This window comes from Streptomyces sp. NPDC047017 (assembly GCF_040644175.1).
Classification (GTDB): Bacteria; Actinomycetota; Actinomycetes; order Streptomycetales; family Streptomycetaceae; genus Streptomyces.
In genome coordinates this window covers 1-15,141 of record NZ_JBEYVW010000037.1, presented here as the reverse complement: position 1 = coordinate 15,141, position 15,141 = coordinate 1, and the positions used below count along the sequence as shown (strand labels likewise).

The following is a 15,141-nucleotide window of genomic DNA, read 5'->3' as shown; positions in this document are numbered from 1 at the left end:
TTGCTGTTCCGCGACTCTGCCGAAGCGGTCGCTGCCGAGTGCCACTCCGGTGCCCTGTTCTTCCGCTTGACGGAGCAGTTCGTGCACGTGCACGGTCACAAGCCCGGACCGTCCGAAGTCCGCTCGTGGGAGCGGAGCATTCCCGTGCTCGCGAGCGCGCTCAACGACGCCGGCCTCGGGCAGGTGGAGGTGCTCCTGGAGTACGGGCTGCCGCTGAACAGCAAGCGGGCCGATGCCGTCCTGGCCGGCGTGCACCCCGGTACCGGGCTCCCGTCGTACGTCGTCGTCGAGCTGAAGCAGTGGAGCAGCGCGGAGCCCGACGATGACGATCCGTCGCTGTGCCGGATCGACGCATACGCGTCTGCGGTACTGAATCCGGTCGATCAGGTACGCGGCTATTGCGAGTACCTCATCTCCTTCAACGGAGCGCTCGCCGAACATCCGGAACGCGTCAACGGCGCCGCCTATTTGCACAATGCCACCGAATTCGGCGTCACCGGGCTCTTCGAGGTGGAGCAGGACCAGTACGGTCAGCTCTTCATCGGGGCACGACGTGGCGAGTTCATCGACTATCTGCGCACGAAGCTGGGCCCGGAGCCCGGAGCTTCGGCTGCGGACGAGCTGGTCAGCGGAAAGATCGGGCCTTCCAAGCAACTCATGGCGGTGGCCGCCCAAGAGGTTCGTGACCGGGAGCAATTCGTGCTGCTGGACGAGCAGCAGATCGCGTACCGCACTGTCCTGAACGCCGTACGCCGCGCCAAGCACTCCGACCACAAGGAGGTCGTGATCGTCACCGGCGGGCCCGGCACCGGCAAGAGCGTCATCGCGCTGTCGCTCCTCGGTGAGCTGTACCGGCAGGGCATCACCGCGCTGCACGCGACGGGCTCCAGCTCGTTCACGACCACCATGAGGAAGGTGGCGGGCGCCCGGAAGCGTGAGGTGAAGGAACTCTTCAAGTATTTCAACAGCTTCATGACCGCCGAGCGCAACAGTCTCGACGTCCTGATCTGCGACGAGGCTCACCGCATCCGGGAGACATCGGCCAACCGCTACACACCGGCGTCGAACCGTACCGGCAAGGCCCAGGTCGAGGAACTCATCGACGCGGCACGCGTCCCGGTCTTCCTGCTCGACGAGCATCAGGTGGTGCGACCCGGCGAGATGGGCACAGTCGCGGAGATCGAGGCAGCCGCCACGAAGAAGGGGCTCCAGTGTCGCGTGGTGCCGCTGGACAGCCAGTTTCGGTGTGGCGGCAGCGATGCGTACCTGCGGTGGGTGGTACGACTGCTGGGCCTCGAGCCAGGCGGCCCGGTGGTATGGGAACCTGACGACAAGATGCACCTCATGGTCGCGGACAGCCCCCAGGAGCTGGAGACGTTCCTCGACAGCCGCCGCTCGCAGGGGTACAGCGCGCGGATGTCCGCAGGCTACTGCTGGAAGTGGACCAAGAAGGTGCCACCGGGGCAGGCACTACCTGCGGACATCGTCATCGGGGAGTGGGAACGGCCCTGGAACGTTTTCGGTGACCGGTCCGTCGGGGGCGCGCCCCCAGCCGCGTTGTGGGCAACCGATCCGGCTGGTTTCGGACAAGTGGGATGCGTGTACACGGCGCAGGGCTTCGAGTACGACTGGAGCGGCGTCATCCTAGGTCCTGACCTCGTGTGGCGAGGCGACCACTGGGTCACCGATCGTTCGGCGTCCAAGGATCCGGTCTTCAAGAAGTCCACGCCGGACGCGGATGTGGACCGCCTGATCCGCAACACATACAAGGTACTGCTGACGCGAGGGATGATCGGCACGGTGGTGTACTCAACCGATGCCGAAACACGCCAAAAGCTCCGCAGCCTGTCTGGCGCAACCCCGATTTTGGCAGCCGTGTAGCTCGCGGAATCGCCCCCTTCTCCAACTGCCGGCTTCGAGGCACCGCACAACGGCGCCGGCTGCCGAAGAGTCAGGCTGGTCCGCCAGCCAGGATCATCCACTCGTGAGCGGCAGTCAGCCACCGAGGGGCCACAAAAAGGGCCCGCCTTGGATTGGCAGGCCCTTTTTGACTGTGCTTTTACCGGGCGCGCGATCGAGTCGAACTCAATTAGACATTGAACCGGAACCTCCAATACAGAGCTTCCACCTGCGGAAACACGGTTCCCGCAGGTCTCATCCAGCACCGATCCAGTACGGTGCAAGGTCAACCAGCACATCCAGCACCCGCGACCGCGACACGGAATCTGCCCGCCGCCACCCGATCGAGGGCACCTGAGGGAGACGCTGGTAGCCGGTGAGTGAGCCCCCCGGACCATCTTCCGAGCGTAAGTACACCCCCAGCTGGCGGAGATTCCTCGCGACGCGGGAGGTTCAGCTTCCTGCGAACAAAGGTCCGCCCGGCGCGCCACTGGATGGGGTCAGAATCAACTTCGAGACCATCGACCGGACATAACCCTTGCCACCTCCGAGGTCAGTCGAGCTTCTCGAACGCCGGCCTCGGTGCGATGACGGGCGTGCGCTTTTCATTGATATTGAGCCATGTCGGAGCTTCCACCGACATGAGCTTGCGGTCGACAGTAATCAGATTCTGCTGCGCCGCTTCGTTTAGGGCGTCGAGAATATCAACCACCTTCACCTTCCCATACTTCTCCAGTTGCGCCTGGATTTTCTGGGCCTTCGCGCTCGGCTTGTAATAATAGGGTGCGCGATCATGCCTGCCAACCGTCAGAATCGCTTCAGCAACTGCTTCATACGCATCGTTAAACAAGCCCATGAAGCCGTCAGGGTCTGGCAGTGCAATCAGATGCAGACTGTTCCACCTCTGATATCCCGCCGGAAGGTCCAGGGCCTGTGGAACAATGGCCACTCGGAGTCCATTGCCATCTTCGAGTTGATGCCAATTACTTTTGATAGTCGCGGCGGCAAACCGCGCCTTCTCCGTACTACTCAGGAACAGGTCGGTCTTCCATACCTTCTTGATCCGTTCCCGCAGATCAGGTTCGGCGGCGACACCGCGAGCAGCGATCGGCACCCAGGATCCAAATGCGAACGGCCGACCTGACCCGTCAGGCAACAACACCGCATCACCACTCGCATTGTTGACGACGGCCTCAGTGAATCCGAGATGGCGTGCACGCTCGTGCCCGAACATCAGAGACGTAGGGCTGTCCAAGTCAGCGAAGGCCCTAGGGCTCACCTTCCTGAGCGCTTCGCTGACCAGATCGGTAACGCGTGGTTCGCCGCCGACAATCGCCTCGTGAACGGCCCACTCAAACCCATCCCCACGCGATCCCTTGTCGCGGTGCAGGCGAGCGAGTTTAGCGAGCTGTCGAAACGTGACCTCAACCCGATCGCAATTTAGGTCTTCAAGGTCTGCTTGCGACAATTCATCAAAATGGGCTCTCAGGATTGATCGCGATACCGCGTAAAGAGCACGACCGTACTCATCAACTGGTTCGGCCTGACTAAGGAAGGTAACATCAGCCATTCAGCGAATCCCTATCTCGCCACACGAAAGGTTGAACCGGAACTCAGCTACGGCGGAGCTGAACGCCGAACACAGAGATCCCACCTGCGAAAACCGAGGTTTAAAGTAGGTCATCGTCCCAGCACACCGGACACTCACCGATCAGTAGTGATACCGGGCAGCGAGGATGACGATCTCATTGTCCGTCACCAGATAGACGAGGCGGTGCTCTTCGTCGATCCGACGCGACCAGGCCCCAGGCAGGTGATACTTCAGCGGCTCCGGCTTGCCGATGCCCACGAAGGGGTCACGCCTGACATCTTCGATGAGCTTGTTGATCCGGGCGAGCATCTTACGGTCGTTCTTGAGCCAGGACGTGTAGTCCTCCCAGCCCTGATCCTCGAAGACGAGCCTCACGCGGCACCCGCACCTGCGTCCGGTGACTCGGGATCGATCAGATCACGCTTCGACACGTTGATGTGCGACAGGGCGTTCTCGTACGCCTTGAGCAACCGCCGGGCGTTCGCTGGCGAGCGCAGCAGGTAGGAGCCCTCGCGCAGCGCCATGTAGTCCTCGGCCGAGACAAGCACCGCGTTACCGTGCTTGGAGACGATCTCGATGGCCTCATGATTCTCGTTGACCTTTTTGATCAACGGAAACAGTTCCTTGCGCGCTTCACTCGCAGTGATGGACATGACTTCAACCCTCCCATTAAGTGGTACTCAATAACGTACCACTCTTGGTGTCATCCGAGAGAGGAACCGACTGATGGTGCCTCAGCTGATCCAGCACCCATCCAGCACGGGGAAAGGCTAGGGGCCCACCTCCGGAGAGATGGACCCCATCTGACCTGCATGTTTGCCACGTCAACGACGTGGTGTTATTTCATCCGCTCAGACGTTGAAGCGGAACTCCACCACATCCCCGTCCTGCATCACATACTCCTTGCCCTCCATGCGCGCCTTCCCCTTGGCGCGGGACTCGGTGACCGAGCCGGTTTCCAGTAGGTCGTCGAAGGAGATGACCTCGGCCTTGATGAAGCCCTTCTGGAAGTCGGTGTGGATCACGCCGGCGGCCTCGGGGGCGGTGGCGCCCTTCTTGATGGTCCAGGCGCGGGATTCCTTGGGGCCGGCCGTCAGGTAGGTCTGCAGGCCGAGGGTGTCGAAGCCGACGCGGGCGAGGGTGGCCAGGCCCGGCTCGTGCTGGCCGACGGACTCCAGCAGCTCCAGGGCCTCCTCCTCGTCCAGCTCGGCGAGGTCCGCCTCCAGCTTGGCGTTGAGGAAGATCGCCTCGGCGGGGGCGACCAGCGCGCGCTGGTCGTTCTTGAAGGCCTCGTCGGTCAGCTCGTCCTCGTCGACGTTGAAGACGTAGAGGAAGGGCTTGGTGGTGAGCAGGTGGAGGTCGTGGAGGAGTTCCGCGCGCTCGGTGCCCTGCAGGATGCCCTGCGAGGAGAGGGTGTCGCCCTTCTCCAGGATCTCCTTGGCCTCCTCGACCGCCTTGACCTTGGGCTGGATGTCCTTCTTGATCCGCGACTCCTTCTGGAGCCGGGGCAGGACCTTCTCGATGGTCTGCAGGTCCGCGAGGATCAGCTCGGTGTTGATCGTCTCGATGTCGTCCTTCGGCGAGACCTTGCCGTCGACATGGACGACGTTCTCGTCCTTGAACGCGCGGATGACCTGGCAGATCGCGTCCGACTCGCGGATGTTCGCGAGGAACTTGTTGCCCAGGCCCTCGCCCTCGCTGGCACCGCGCACGATGCCGGCGATGTCGACGAAGTCGACGGTGGCCGGGAGGATCCGCTCCGACTTGAAGATCGAGGCGAGCTGGGCGAGGCGACCGTCCGGGACGCCCACGACGCCGACGTTGGGCTCGATGGTGGCGAACGGGTAGTTGGCCGCGAGCACGTCGTTCTTGGTCAGGGCGTTGAACAGGGTCGACTTGCCGACGTTCGGCAGACCGACGATTCCGATCGTGAGCGACACGTTGCGACTTCCCGTACGTGAGGAGATGGGGGGCCAGGCGGCCGATCCACCAGTCTACGGCGTGTCGCCGACGGCCTCCGCGACGGTTCGGACGTCCGGGCAAGGTGTGCCGTGCGGCGTGTCAAACGGCCTATTCAACACATAAACAGACCTAGGTTGGTCCGGTGGAGCAAGACAGGACGCGACCTCAGCAGTACGGCCCCCGACGCGGCAGGCCGCCGGTGCCCGCCCAGAACGCACCGCGGCGGCCCCTGTCCTCCCGGCGGGGAGGGCAGGGGCACGAGCGACCGGCGGGGCGGGGGCCGGCAGGGGCGCGGCGGCCGCCCGGCGTCTCCGGCCCCCGTCCCGCCGTCTCACTCTCCGGTCCGGCCACCGTCATACGACGGCTGCGGCAGCTGCCCAATCCGCGGCTGACCGGTCTGGGGTGCGGGCTGTTCTGCTGTGCCCTGATGCTCGTCCTCGGCTGCCTCGACGCCCTGCTCCTCGGCGGTTCACCGGCCCTGTACGGGCTGCTCTTCCTGCCCGTGGCCGCGCTGACCGCCACGTGGGTGCGCAAGGGCGACCTGCTGTCCGCGCCGGTGGCCGTCCCGATCGGCTTCGCCGTGGGGCTGGTGCCCGTGGCCGACGGCGGGGGGTTCCTCGGCACCCTGATGGGCCTGGTCACCGCCCTCGCCACCCAGGCGCTCTGGCTCTACGGCGGGACTCTGATCGCCGGGGTGACGGCCCTGCTCCGGCGGGCCGCCGCCGCGCAGGTCGCCCGGCCGCCGGGCCGTCCGGCGGTCCCTCCGCGCGCCCGCCACCCGCGCTGAGGCCCGGCGGCGGGCCCGGGCACAGTGTCCGGGCACGGCACGGATGCCCGGCGTGGTCGCCCGTCCGGCTGCCCGGCCCGGCTGCCGCGCCTGATCGGCGAGGACCGGCGGTCGGCGGCCGGCGGCGGCCGGCGGCGGCCGGCGGCCGATCGATTTGGGCCGACCACCGGGGGCTGCGGCCGGCTACCGGGTTCGCCCGCCGACCCGGGCCGCCTGCCGGCCCGGCCCGGCCGCCGCTCCCCGAGGCTCCGCCCGCCGACCCAAGAACCCCGGCCCACGAGCCCCGGGCACCCGCCCAGGGCTACCCGCCCTCCCCCGCCCGCATCGCCGCCCCCACGATGCCCGCGTTGTTCTGGAGCTGGGCGGGGACGATCGGGGCTCTGACGCCCTCGATCGCGGGCAGGAACTTGTGTGCCTTGCGGCTGACGCCGCCGCCGAGGATGAACAGCTCGGGCGAGAAGAGCATCTCCACATGGGCGAGGTACTTCTGCACGCGCCGCGCCCACTGCTCCCAGGACAGGTCGTGGTCTTCCTTGGCCTTGCTGGAGGCGCGCTTCTCCGCCTCGTGGCCGTCCAGCTCTAGGTGGCCCAGCTCGGTGTTGGGGACGAGGGCGCCGTCGACGAAGACCGCGCTGCCGATGCCGGTGCCGAAGGTCAGCAGGATGACGGTGCCCCCGCGGCCCTGGCCCGCGCCGAAGTGCATCTCGGCGACGCCCGCCGCGTCCGCGTCGTTGACCACGGTCACCGGCAGGCCGCCGAGCCGCTCGGCGAACAGCGCCCGCGCGTCGGTGTCGATCCAGCTCTTGTCCACGTTGGCCGCCGTACGGACCGTGGCGCCGCCGGTGACCACGCCGGGGAAGGTCAGCCCGACCGGGCCCGTCCAGCCGAAGTGACCGACGACCTGCCGAACGCCGTCGGCCACCGCGTCGGGCGTCGCCGGATGCGGGGTGAGCACCTTGCAGCGCTCCTCGGCCAGGTCGCCCCGGTCCAGGTCCACCGGGGCGCCCTTGATCCCCGAACCGCCGATGTCCACACCGAAGATCTGCATGGCCCCACGTTACGACGCCCCACTGACAGTCACGCGCCGGTGCCGGTAAGGAGGAGCGGTGGGGGGCCGGGAGGGGCCGGGTCAGTCCTCCGCGGTGCCCGAGCCGCCGCGCTCGGCGGCCAGCGCGGTCGCCTCCTCGCGCAGATCCCGGCGCAGCTCCTTGGGCAGGGAGAAGATGATGGACTCCTCCGCCGTCTTGACGATCTCCACGTCCCCGTAGCCGCGCTGTCCGAGCCATTCGAGCACCTGCTCGACCAGCACCTCCGGCACCGACGCGCCCGAGGTCACGCCGACCGTGCTCACGCCCTCCAGCCAGGTCTCGTCGATCTCCTCGGCGAAGTCCACGAGGTACGCCTGGGCCGCGCCCGCCTGCTTGGCGACCTCCACGAGCCGCTTGGAGTTGGAGGAGTTGCGGGAGCCGACCACGATGACCAGATCGGCCTCGGAACCCATCTGCTTGACGGCGATCTGGCGGTTCTGCGTGGCGTAGCAGATGTCGTCGCTGGGCGGGGAGATCAGCTGCGGGAACTTCTCCTGGAGCGCGTCGACCGTCTCCATGGTCTCGTCCACCGACAGCGTGGTCTGCGAGAGCCAGACGACCTTCGAGGGGTCGCGCACCTCGACCTTGGCGACGTCCCCGGGGCCGTCGACGAGCTGGATGTGGTCGGGGGCCTCGCCGGAGGTGCCGATGACCTCCTCGTGGCCCTCGTGGCCGATCAGGAGGATGTCGTAGTCCTCCTTGGCGAAGCGGACGGCTTCCTTGTGGACCTTGGTGACCAGCGGGCAGGTGGCGTCGATGGTGGCGAGCCGGCCGCGGGCGGCCTCCTCGTGGACGACGGGGGCCACGCCGTGCGCGGAGAACATCACGATGTTGCCCGGCGGCACCTCCTCCGTCCGCTCGACGAAGACGGCGCCCTTCTTCTCCAGGGTCTGCACGACGTACTTGTTGTGGACGATCTCGTGCCGGACGTACACCGGAGCCCCGTACTGCTCCAGGGCTTTCTCGACGGCGATCACGGCGCGGTCCACGCCCGCGCAGTAGCCCCGGGGGGCGGCGAGCAGGACACGGCGGCCAGACGTAGCAGTCATGGCCCCATCGTAAGGCCGCCCCGGGCGGGCCGAAGATCCCTGTGGATGAGCCGGGGATCCCCGGGAGGGGCCGGGTCCGCGCCCGTTGTCGGTGCCGGCCGCTACTCTCGCGGGCATGGCTGTCTCCACGTCCCCCGAAGCTCCCCTGCCGGTCGGTGAGGTCTCGCGGCTCATCGGCGGCTGGATCGACCGGCTCGGCGCGGTGTGGGTCGAGGGGCAGATCACGCAGCTGTCGCGGCGGCCGGGCGCCGGTGTGGTGTTCCTGACGCTGCGCGACCCGTCGTACAACATCTCGGTCGGCGTGACCTGCTACCGCGAGGTGTTCGACGCCGTCGCGGACGTGGTCGGCGAGGGCGCCCGTGTCGTCGTGCGCGCCAAGCCCGAGTGGTACGCCCCGCGCGGGCAGCTGTCGCTGCGGGCGGCCGAGATAAGGCCGGTCGGGGTCGGTGAGCTGCTGGCGCGGCTGGAGCAGCTGAAGAAGGCGCTCGCGGCGGAGGGGCTGTTCGCGGCCGACCGCAAGCGGCCGCTGCCGTTCCTGCCCCAGTTGATCGGGCTGGTCTGCGGCCGGGCCTCGGCGGCGGAGCGGGACGTGCTGGAGAACGCCCGGCACCGGTGGCCCGCCGTCCGCTTCGAGGTGCGCAACGTGCCCGTGCAGGGTGTGCACGCGGTGCCGCAGGTCGTGCAGGCCGTCAAGGAGCTGGACGCGCTCGACGAGGTGGACGTGATCATCGTGGCGCGCGGCGGCGGCAGCGTGGAGGACCTGCTGCCGTTCTCCGACGAGCAGCTGGTCCGCGCGGTCGCCGCCTGCCGTACGCCGGTGGTGTCCGCGATCGGCCACGAGCCGGACACGCCGCTGCTGGACTACGTCGCCGACCTGCGCGCCTCCACGCCCACCGACGCGGCCAAGAAGGTCGTGCCGGACGTGGGCGAGGAGGCCGAGCGGGTGCGGCAGCTGCGCGACCGCGCGCGGCGGTGCGTGCGGGCGCACGTCGAGCGGGAGGAGCGCGGGCTCGCCCACGCGCTCTCCCGGCCCTGCGTGCAGGACCCGCACCGCATGCTCGACGAGCGCGCGGACCACATCGCCTCGCTGCTGGACCGCGGCCGGCGCACCCTGCGCCATCTGCTGGACCGCGCCGATTCCGAGCTGGGGCACACGCACGCGCGCGTGGTGGCCCTCTCCCCCGCCGCGACCCTGCGGCGCGGCTACGCCGTGCTCCAGCGGGCAGACGGGCACGTGGTCCGCGATCCCGGCGAGGTGGCGGCGGACGAGGCGCTGCGCGCGCGGGTCGCCGAGGGCGAGTTCACGGTTCGGGTCGATACGAGGATGAGCGAATGACGGGCAGGACGGCACCGGCGGACGAGGCGCTGGGCTACGAGCAGGCACGGGACGAGCTGATCGAGGTCGTCCGCCGCCTGGAGGCGGGCGGTACGAGCCTGGAGGAGTCCCTCGCCCTGTGGGAGCGGGGCGAGGAGCTGGCCAAGGTCTGCCGGCGCTGGCTGGAGGGCGCCCGCGCCCGGCTGGACGCGGCACTGGCGGAGGAGGCGGCGCAGGAGGAGGGGGACGGCGGGGGCGAGGGGGAGGAGTAGGCCGCCTCCCCGGCGCCCGTACCTCGTCCTCGTCCTCCGGCGGTGCCGTACGGGCCCGTCCTCGTCCGCCGGCCATCCCCGTGCCGTACCGGGCGTTCAGGACGTCTCTCGTACGGCGTCTACGGCGTCGCTCAGGACGTCTTCAACGCCTCGGCCATCTTCGTCAGCTGGGTGAAGGACGCCGTGCCCGCCACCACCGTGGTGGAGCCCTTGGGGCCCTCCGCGACGAGGGCGTCGTAGCGGCCCCCGGTGTAGCGGGTCCAGGTGCGGCCGTCGATCCGCTGGGTGACCTTGGTGGCGTGGCCGCCCTGGCTGGCGTCGTCGATGAAGTCGGCGCGCTTCTGTGTGGACTGCTCGACGGCGACGTACTGGCCCTCGGGGTCCTGGAAACCCAGGTGCCAGCGGTCGCCCTGCTCGGCCTGGTAGCGGACGGAGGTGGCCTTCCAGGTGGCGGGCAGGCCCTCGGGCGCGGCCACCGGGTAGGCGGCGGCGCGCCGCGCCCCGAGCAGTTCGACCTGGTAGTCGACCCGCTTGAGGTCGGGAGCGTGATCGTCGTGCGGGACGAAGAGGTAGACGACGGCCGCCACCGCCGCGATCACGATCAGGGAGAGGATCGTGCCCCGCACTGTCTTCTGCTTGCCGTTCGAGCCTGCCACGCCCCTATCGTCGCAGGTGCCCGGCCCGCTCATCCGTGGGGTCCCCTGCTCATACAGTCCTACCGGCGATAGAGTCGGGGGGCACAACCCTCATCCGGCCGTCGTCGTATCAGAAAGGTGCGCTCCGATGACCGAGCATCATCACTTGCCGTCCGAGCTCGATGTCCCCTCCGAGGCTCCCGACCGCAACCTCGCCCTGGAACTGGTCCGGGTGACCGAAGCCGCCGCCATGGCCGCGGGCCGCTGGGTCGGGCGCGGTGACAAGAACGGCGCCGACGGCGCCGCGGTCCGCGCCATGCGCACCCTCGTCTCCACCGTGTCGATGAACGGCGTGGTCGTCATCGGCGAGGGCGAGAAGGACGAGGCCCCGATGCTCTTCAACGGGGAGCGCGTGGGCGACGGGACCGGCGCGGAGGTCGACATCGCCGTCGACCCGATCGACGGCACCACGCTGACCGCCAAGGGCATGCCCAACGCGATCGCGGTGCTGGCCGCCGCCGAGCGCGGCGCCATGTTCGACCCGTCCGCCGTGTTCTACATGGACAAGCTGGTCACCGGCCCGGAGGCGGCCGACTTCGTGGACATCGACGCGCCGGTGTCGGTGAACATCAGGCGGGTCGCCAAGGCCAAGCGGGCCACGCCCGAGGACGTCACGGTGGTCATCCTGGACCGGCCGCGGCACGAGGGCATCATCAAGGAGGTCCGGGAGACCGGTGCCCGGATCAAGCTGATCTCCGACGGCGACGTGGCCGGCTCGATCCTGGCGCTGCGCGACGGCACCGGCATCGACCTGCTGCTCGGCATCGGCGGCACGCCCGAGGGCATCATCTCGGCGTGCGCCGTGAAGTGCCTGGGCGGCACCATCCAGGGCAAGCTGTGGCCCAAGGACGCCGAGGAGCGGCAGCGCGCCCTGGACGCCGGGCACGACCTCGACCGGGTGCTGACCACCGACGATCTCGTCTCCGGGGAGAACGTCTTCTTCGTCGCCACCGGCATCACCGACGGCGAGCTGCTGCGCGGTGTGCGCTACCGCTCGGAGTCGGCGACGACCGACTCGATCGTCATGCGGTCCAAGTCGGGCACGGTCCGCCGGATCGACTCCGAGCACCGGCTGAGCAAGCTGCGCGCCTACAGCGCGATCGACTTCGACCGCGCGAAGTAGCGCCGAAGGAGGACGCGAGGAGCACGCGTAGCGGCCCGCGCGAAGGAGCACGACGGGCGCCCCCGGTGCGGAGGGGGCGCCCTTTCGCGTCGGCGGCGACGCGCGCCGCGGGGCGGTCAGCCCGCCTGTGCTATGCGCCCGGCCGGCCGGGCGGCCTTCTGCAGCTCCAGGTCGCGGCGGCGGCGCCGGGCCAGGACGACCCGGCGCTCGGCGGCGGTCAGGCCGCCCCAGACGCCGTACGGCTCGGGCTGGAGCAGGGCGTGCTCACGGCACTCGACCATCACCGGGCAGCGCGCGCAGACCCGCTTGGCCGCCTCCTCGCGCGAGAGCCGGGCGGCGGTGGGCTCCTTGGAGGGGGCGAAGAACAGGCCGGCCTCGTCGCGCCGGCACACCGCCTCGGTGTGCCACGGAGCGTCCTGTTCCCTCTCCCGTGCCGGCACTTCCCTGTCGCGTGCTGGAACCCGCTGCGCCGGGACGGCGGCTACCTGCAGGGACGAATGCGGCGGTTGCAGCACGGTCTTCTCCTGACGACGGCTTCGCGAGGTGGAGGGTGCGGTGGCATCCGTACCGGGCCCCGCGTGACTGCCACGGCGCCCTCCAAGAGACGATGCAGCAAGCCCTACCCGCTGTGCGCGCGCCTATGCACTGGGTGCCCAACCGCGCGGTCGGTCACAGGTGCTTGCGCACCCGCTTGTCGACCTTGCGCTGCACCCGGTCGAGGATGTCCGCGACGAGCTTGCCCCTCTTGGGCCGCGCCTCCACATTGCCCAGCACCGCCCAGCCGTCGACGTAGACGACGGGCGCGTCGCCCTCGGCCGAATCCCGCGTGTCCACCTCGAAGTTGCCGAGGACGCCGCCGCCGGTGCCGCGCAGCGAGACGTTCTCCGGGACGCGGATCTGGATGTCGCCGAAGACCGAGACGGCCTTGATCACCACCTGCTGGTACTCGAAGATCGCCTCGCTCAGGTCGATCTCGACGCTGCCGAAGACCGACCAGGCGTGCAGCCGCCGCCCGGCGCGCCAGCGGCCCTTGCGGGTGGCCGCGCTGAACACCGCCACCACGTTCTCGTCGGCCTCGGGCGGTATGTCGCCGTCGGCCGGCCGGTCGGGCACGTAGGCCGCGCCGGTGCGGCGCTGGTGGGCGGCGGGCAGGTCCTGGATGAAGACCTCCAGCTCGCCGACCGTCTTGGCGTTCAGCGCCCCCTCCACGCGCTCGGCGTGCTCGTCGGCCGTCAGGCGGCCCTCGGCCAGGGCCTCGCGCAGGAGGTCGGCGATGCGGTCACGGTCGGCGTCCGAGGCACGCAGCTCGGCGACACCGGCGGGGGCCGGCGTACGCGGCGCGGTCTGCTTCTGAAGGTCCACGGCAACAGCGTACCCAAACGCGATAGATCGCGACTACCCCCCGGGGCGGGCCTGTGGAAAACCGTGCCGGAACTCCCGCAGATCCCGTGCGAGCCCCCCGCGGAAACCCTGCGAGCCCCCTCGGGGTATCCGCGCGGACCCCTCGCGGCGCCCGCGCGCGGCTACTGAGCCTTACCTCACAAGCCCGCCGCCGGCGGCAGGTCATACGCTGGTCGGTGCCCGCCGGCGTCGGCGGGCAGTTGTCTGCCGAGTGAGGAATGGGCTGCGATGCCTGAGTTCGCGTACACCGATCTGCTTCCCCAGGGTGAGGACACCACCCCGTACCGGCTGGTGACGTCCGAGGGCGTCACCACCGCCGAGGGGCCCGACGGGCGTACGTTCCTCAAGGTCGAGCCCCAGGCGCTGCGCGCGCTGGCCGCCGAGGCGATCCACGACATCCAGCACTACCTGCGCCCGGCCCACCTCGCCCAGCTGCGCCGCATCATCGACGACCCGGAGGCCAGCGCGAACGACAAGTTCGTCGCCCTGGACCTGCTGAAGAACGCGAACATCGCGGCGGCCGGCGTGCTGCCCATGTGCCAGGACACCGGCACGGCGATCGTGATGGGCAAGCGCGGGCAGAACGTGCTGACCGAGGGCGGCGACGAGGAGGCCCTCTCCCGGGGCATCTACGACGCCTACACGAAGCTGAACCTGCGCTACTCCCAGATGGCCCCGCTGACCATGTGGGAGGAGAAGAACACCGGCTCGAACCTGCCCGCGCAGATCGAGCTGTACGCCACCGACGGCGGCGCCTACAAGTTCCTGTTCATGGCCAAGGGCGGCGGCAGCGCCAACAAGTCCTTCCTGTACCAGGAGACCAAGGCCGTCCTGAACGAGTCCTCCATGATGAAGTTCCTGGAGGAGAAGATCCGTTCGCTGGGCACGGCCGCCTGCCCGCCGTACCACCTGGCGATCGTGGTCGGCGGCACCTCGGCCGAGTTCGCGCTGAAGACCGCCAAGTACGCCTCCGCGCACTACCTGGACACCCTGCCGGCCGAGGGCTCCCCGGCCGGTCACGGCTTCCGGGACAAGGAGCTGGAGGAGAAGGTCTTCGAGCTGACCCAGAAGATCGGCATCGGCGCGCAGTTCGGCGGCAAGTACTTCTGCCACGACGTGCGCGTGGTGCGGCTGCCCCGGCACGGCGCGTCCTGCCCGGTCGCGATCGCCGTCTCCTGCTCGGCCGACCGCCAGGCGGTCGCCAAGATCACGGCGGAGGGCGTCTTCCTGGAGCAGCTGGAGACCGACCCGGCCCGGTTCCTGCCCGAGACGACCGACGCGCACCTGGAGTCGGACGGCGACGTCGTCCGGATCGACCTGAACCAGCCGATGGAGTCGATCCTCGCCGAGCTGACCCGGTACCCGGTCAAGACCCGGCTGTCGCTGACCGGTCCGCTGGTCGTGGCCCGCGACATCGCGCACGCCAAGATCAAGGAGCGGCTCGACGCGGGCGAGGGCATGCCGCAGTACCTCAAGGACCACCCGGTCTACTACGCCGGTCCGGCCAAGACCCCCGAGGGGTACGCCTCCGGTTCCTTCGGTCCGACCACGGCCGGGCGGATGGACTCCTACGTCGAGCAGTTCCAGGCGGCGGGGGGCTCCAAGGTGATGCTCGCCAAGGGCAACCGGAGCAAGCAGGTCACGGACGCGTGTGGCGCGCACGGCGGTTTCTACCTGGGGTCCATCGGTGGTCCCGCGGCGCGGCTCGCCCAGGACTGCATCAAGAAGGTCGAGGTCCTGGAGTACGAGGAGCTGGGCATGGAGGCGGTCTGGCGGATCGAGGTCGAGGACTTCCCGGCGTTCGTCGTCGTGGACGACAAGGGGAACGACTTCTTCCAGGACCCGGCGCCGGCGCCGACGTTCACCAGTATTCCGGTGCGGGGGCCCGGGCCGGCGTAGCCCTCCGGGCGCGGCGGGGGGGGGGGTGTCGCCCCCCCCCCGCCGCCCCCCCCCCCCCCC

Annotated in this window: 15 protein-coding genes; 6 read left to right on the top strand and 9 right to left on the bottom strand. The window is 69.1% G+C overall.

Annotation, left to right across the window (positions count from 1 at the left end):
• Positions 1-1,881 (top strand): DNA/RNA helicase domain-containing protein, encoded by a 1,881-nt coding sequence (locus ABZ858_RS36475; protein ID WP_361389084.1) that lies wholly within the window; start codon positions 1-3, stop codon positions 1,879-1,881.
• A 571-nt stretch (positions 1,882-2,452) separates the two neighbouring features.
• On the opposite strand, the gene ABZ858_RS36470 is transcribed toward ABZ858_RS36475, so the two are convergent.
• The 4 genes from ABZ858_RS36470 to ychF form a co-directional block, all read right to left on the bottom strand.
• On the bottom strand, positions 2,453-3,469 hold the full coding sequence (locus ABZ858_RS36470; RefSeq protein ID WP_361389081.1) for a hypothetical protein: 1,017 nt from the start codon (positions 3,467-3,469) through the stop codon (positions 2,453-2,455).
• A gap of 141 nt (positions 3,470-3,610) precedes the next feature.
• Positions 3,611-3,865, bottom strand: coding sequence for a Txe/YoeB family addiction module toxin (locus tag ABZ858_RS36465; protein WP_111380477.1), 255 nt, complete (start codon positions 3,863-3,865; stop codon positions 3,611-3,613).
• Complete coding sequence (locus ABZ858_RS36460) at positions 3,862-4,143, bottom strand: type II toxin-antitoxin system prevent-host-death family antitoxin (RefSeq protein WP_361389077.1); 282 nt, start codon at positions 4,141-4,143, stop codon at positions 3,862-3,864. Before ABZ858_RS36460 ends, ABZ858_RS36465 begins: the two co-directional genes overlap by 4 nt.
• A 198-nt stretch (positions 4,144-4,341) precedes the next feature.
• Positions 4,342-5,430, bottom strand: a complete 1,089-nt coding sequence (gene ychF / locus ABZ858_RS36455) for a redox-regulated ATPase YchF (protein ID WP_361389074.1) — start codon at positions 5,428-5,430, stop codon at positions 4,342-4,344.
• A 164-nt stretch (positions 5,431-5,594) separates the two neighbouring features.
• On the opposite strand from ychF, the gene ABZ858_RS36450 reads away from it, so the two are divergent.
• Positions 5,595-6,239 carry a DUF6542 domain-containing protein gene (locus ABZ858_RS36450; RefSeq protein WP_361389071.1) on the top strand — a complete coding sequence of 215 codons (645 nt, stop codon included), beginning with the start codon at positions 5,595-5,597 and terminating at the stop codon, positions 6,237-6,239.
• A gap of 301 nt (positions 6,240-6,540) precedes the next feature.
• Here the strand turns inward: ABZ858_RS36450 and ppgK are convergent, their stop codons facing one another.
• Complete coding sequence (gene ppgK / locus ABZ858_RS36445; RefSeq protein WP_361389068.1) at positions 6,541-7,287, bottom strand: polyphosphate--glucose phosphotransferase; 747 nt, start codon at positions 7,285-7,287, stop codon at positions 6,541-6,543.
• Between the two features lie 81 nt (positions 7,288-7,368).
• The gene (locus ABZ858_RS36440; RefSeq protein WP_361389065.1) at positions 7,369-8,376 is read right to left on the bottom strand and encodes a 4-hydroxy-3-methylbut-2-enyl diphosphate reductase; all 1,008 of its coding nucleotides are present in this window, start codon (positions 8,374-8,376) and stop codon (positions 7,369-7,371) included.
• Between the two features lie 115 nt (positions 8,377-8,491).
• Here ABZ858_RS36440 and xseA point away from each other — a divergent pair, with 115 nt between their 5' ends.
• Positions 8,492-9,712, top strand: a complete 1,221-nt coding sequence (xseA, locus tag ABZ858_RS36435; RefSeq protein WP_361389062.1) for an exodeoxyribonuclease VII large subunit — start codon at positions 8,492-8,494, stop codon at positions 9,710-9,712.
• Positions 9,709-9,963 carry an exodeoxyribonuclease VII small subunit gene (locus ABZ858_RS36430; RefSeq protein ID WP_361389059.1) on the top strand — a complete coding sequence of 85 codons (255 nt, stop codon included), beginning with the start codon at positions 9,709-9,711 and terminating at the stop codon, positions 9,961-9,963. The genes xseA and ABZ858_RS36430 overlap by 4 nt, the downstream gene beginning before the upstream one ends.
• Before the next feature lie 131 nt (positions 9,964-10,094).
• On the opposite strand, the gene ABZ858_RS36425 is transcribed toward ABZ858_RS36430, so the two are convergent.
• Positions 10,095-10,619 carry a DUF4245 domain-containing protein gene (locus ABZ858_RS36425; RefSeq protein WP_361389056.1) on the bottom strand — a complete coding sequence of 175 codons (525 nt, stop codon included), beginning with the start codon at positions 10,617-10,619 and terminating at the stop codon, positions 10,095-10,097.
• A 127-nt stretch (positions 10,620-10,746) separates the two neighbouring features.
• On the opposite strand from ABZ858_RS36425, the gene glpX reads away from it, so the two are divergent.
• Positions 10,747-11,781 carry a class II fructose-bisphosphatase gene (glpX, locus tag ABZ858_RS36420; RefSeq protein ID WP_361389053.1) on the top strand — a complete coding sequence of 345 codons (1,035 nt, stop codon included), beginning with the start codon at positions 10,747-10,749 and terminating at the stop codon, positions 11,779-11,781.
• A gap of 116 nt (positions 11,782-11,897) precedes the next feature.
• Here the strand turns inward: glpX and ABZ858_RS36415 are convergent, their stop codons facing one another.
• The gene (locus ABZ858_RS36415; protein ID WP_361389050.1) at positions 11,898-12,296 is read right to left on the bottom strand and encodes a WhiB family transcriptional regulator; all 399 of its coding nucleotides are present in this window, start codon (positions 12,294-12,296) and stop codon (positions 11,898-11,900) included.
• Positions 12,297-12,450: 154 nt separating this feature from the next.
• Complete coding sequence (locus ABZ858_RS36410) at positions 12,451-13,143, bottom strand: DUF1707 domain-containing protein (RefSeq protein ID WP_361389047.1); 693 nt, start codon at positions 13,141-13,143, stop codon at positions 12,451-12,453.
• 267 nt (positions 13,144-13,410) lie between these two features.
• Here ABZ858_RS36410 and ABZ858_RS36405 point away from each other — a divergent pair, with 267 nt between their 5' ends.
• A complete protein-coding gene (locus ABZ858_RS36405) occupies positions 13,411-15,081 on the top strand; it encodes a fumarate hydratase (RefSeq protein ID WP_361389044.1) in 1,671 nt (556 codons plus the stop codon).
• The last annotated feature ends 60 nt before the right edge of the window (positions 15,082-15,141 follow it).

Bases quoted from the DNA above. Each gene is read 5' to 3' on its own strand.
- ABZ858_RS36430 (WP_361389059.1), top strand. From the start codon at position 9,709: ATGACGGGCAGGACGGCACCGGCGGACGAGGCGCTGGGCTACGAGCAG.
- ABZ858_RS36460 (WP_361389077.1), bottom strand. From the start codon at position 4,143: ATGTCCATCACTGCGAGTGAAGCGCGCAAGGAACTGTTTCCGTTGATC.
- ppgK (WP_361389068.1), bottom strand. From the start codon at position 7,287: ATGCAGATCTTCGGTGTGGACATCGGCGGTTCGGGGATCAAGGGCGCC.
- xseA (WP_361389062.1), top strand. From the start codon at position 8,492: ATGGCTGTCTCCACGTCCCCCGAAGCTCCCCTGCCGGTCGGTGAGGTC.
- ABZ858_RS36470 (WP_361389081.1), bottom strand. From the start codon at position 3,469: ATGGCTGATGTTACCTTCCTTAGTCAGGCCGAACCAGTTGATGAGTAC.
- ABZ858_RS36440 (WP_361389065.1), bottom strand. From the start codon at position 8,376: ATGACTGCTACGTCTGGCCGCCGTGTCCTGCTCGCCGCCCCCCGGGGC.
- ABZ858_RS36405 (WP_361389044.1), top strand. From the start codon at position 13,411: ATGCCTGAGTTCGCGTACACCGATCTGCTTCCCCAGGGTGAGGACACC.
- glpX (WP_361389053.1), top strand. From the start codon at position 10,747: ATGACCGAGCATCATCACTTGCCGTCCGAGCTCGATGTCCCCTCCGAG.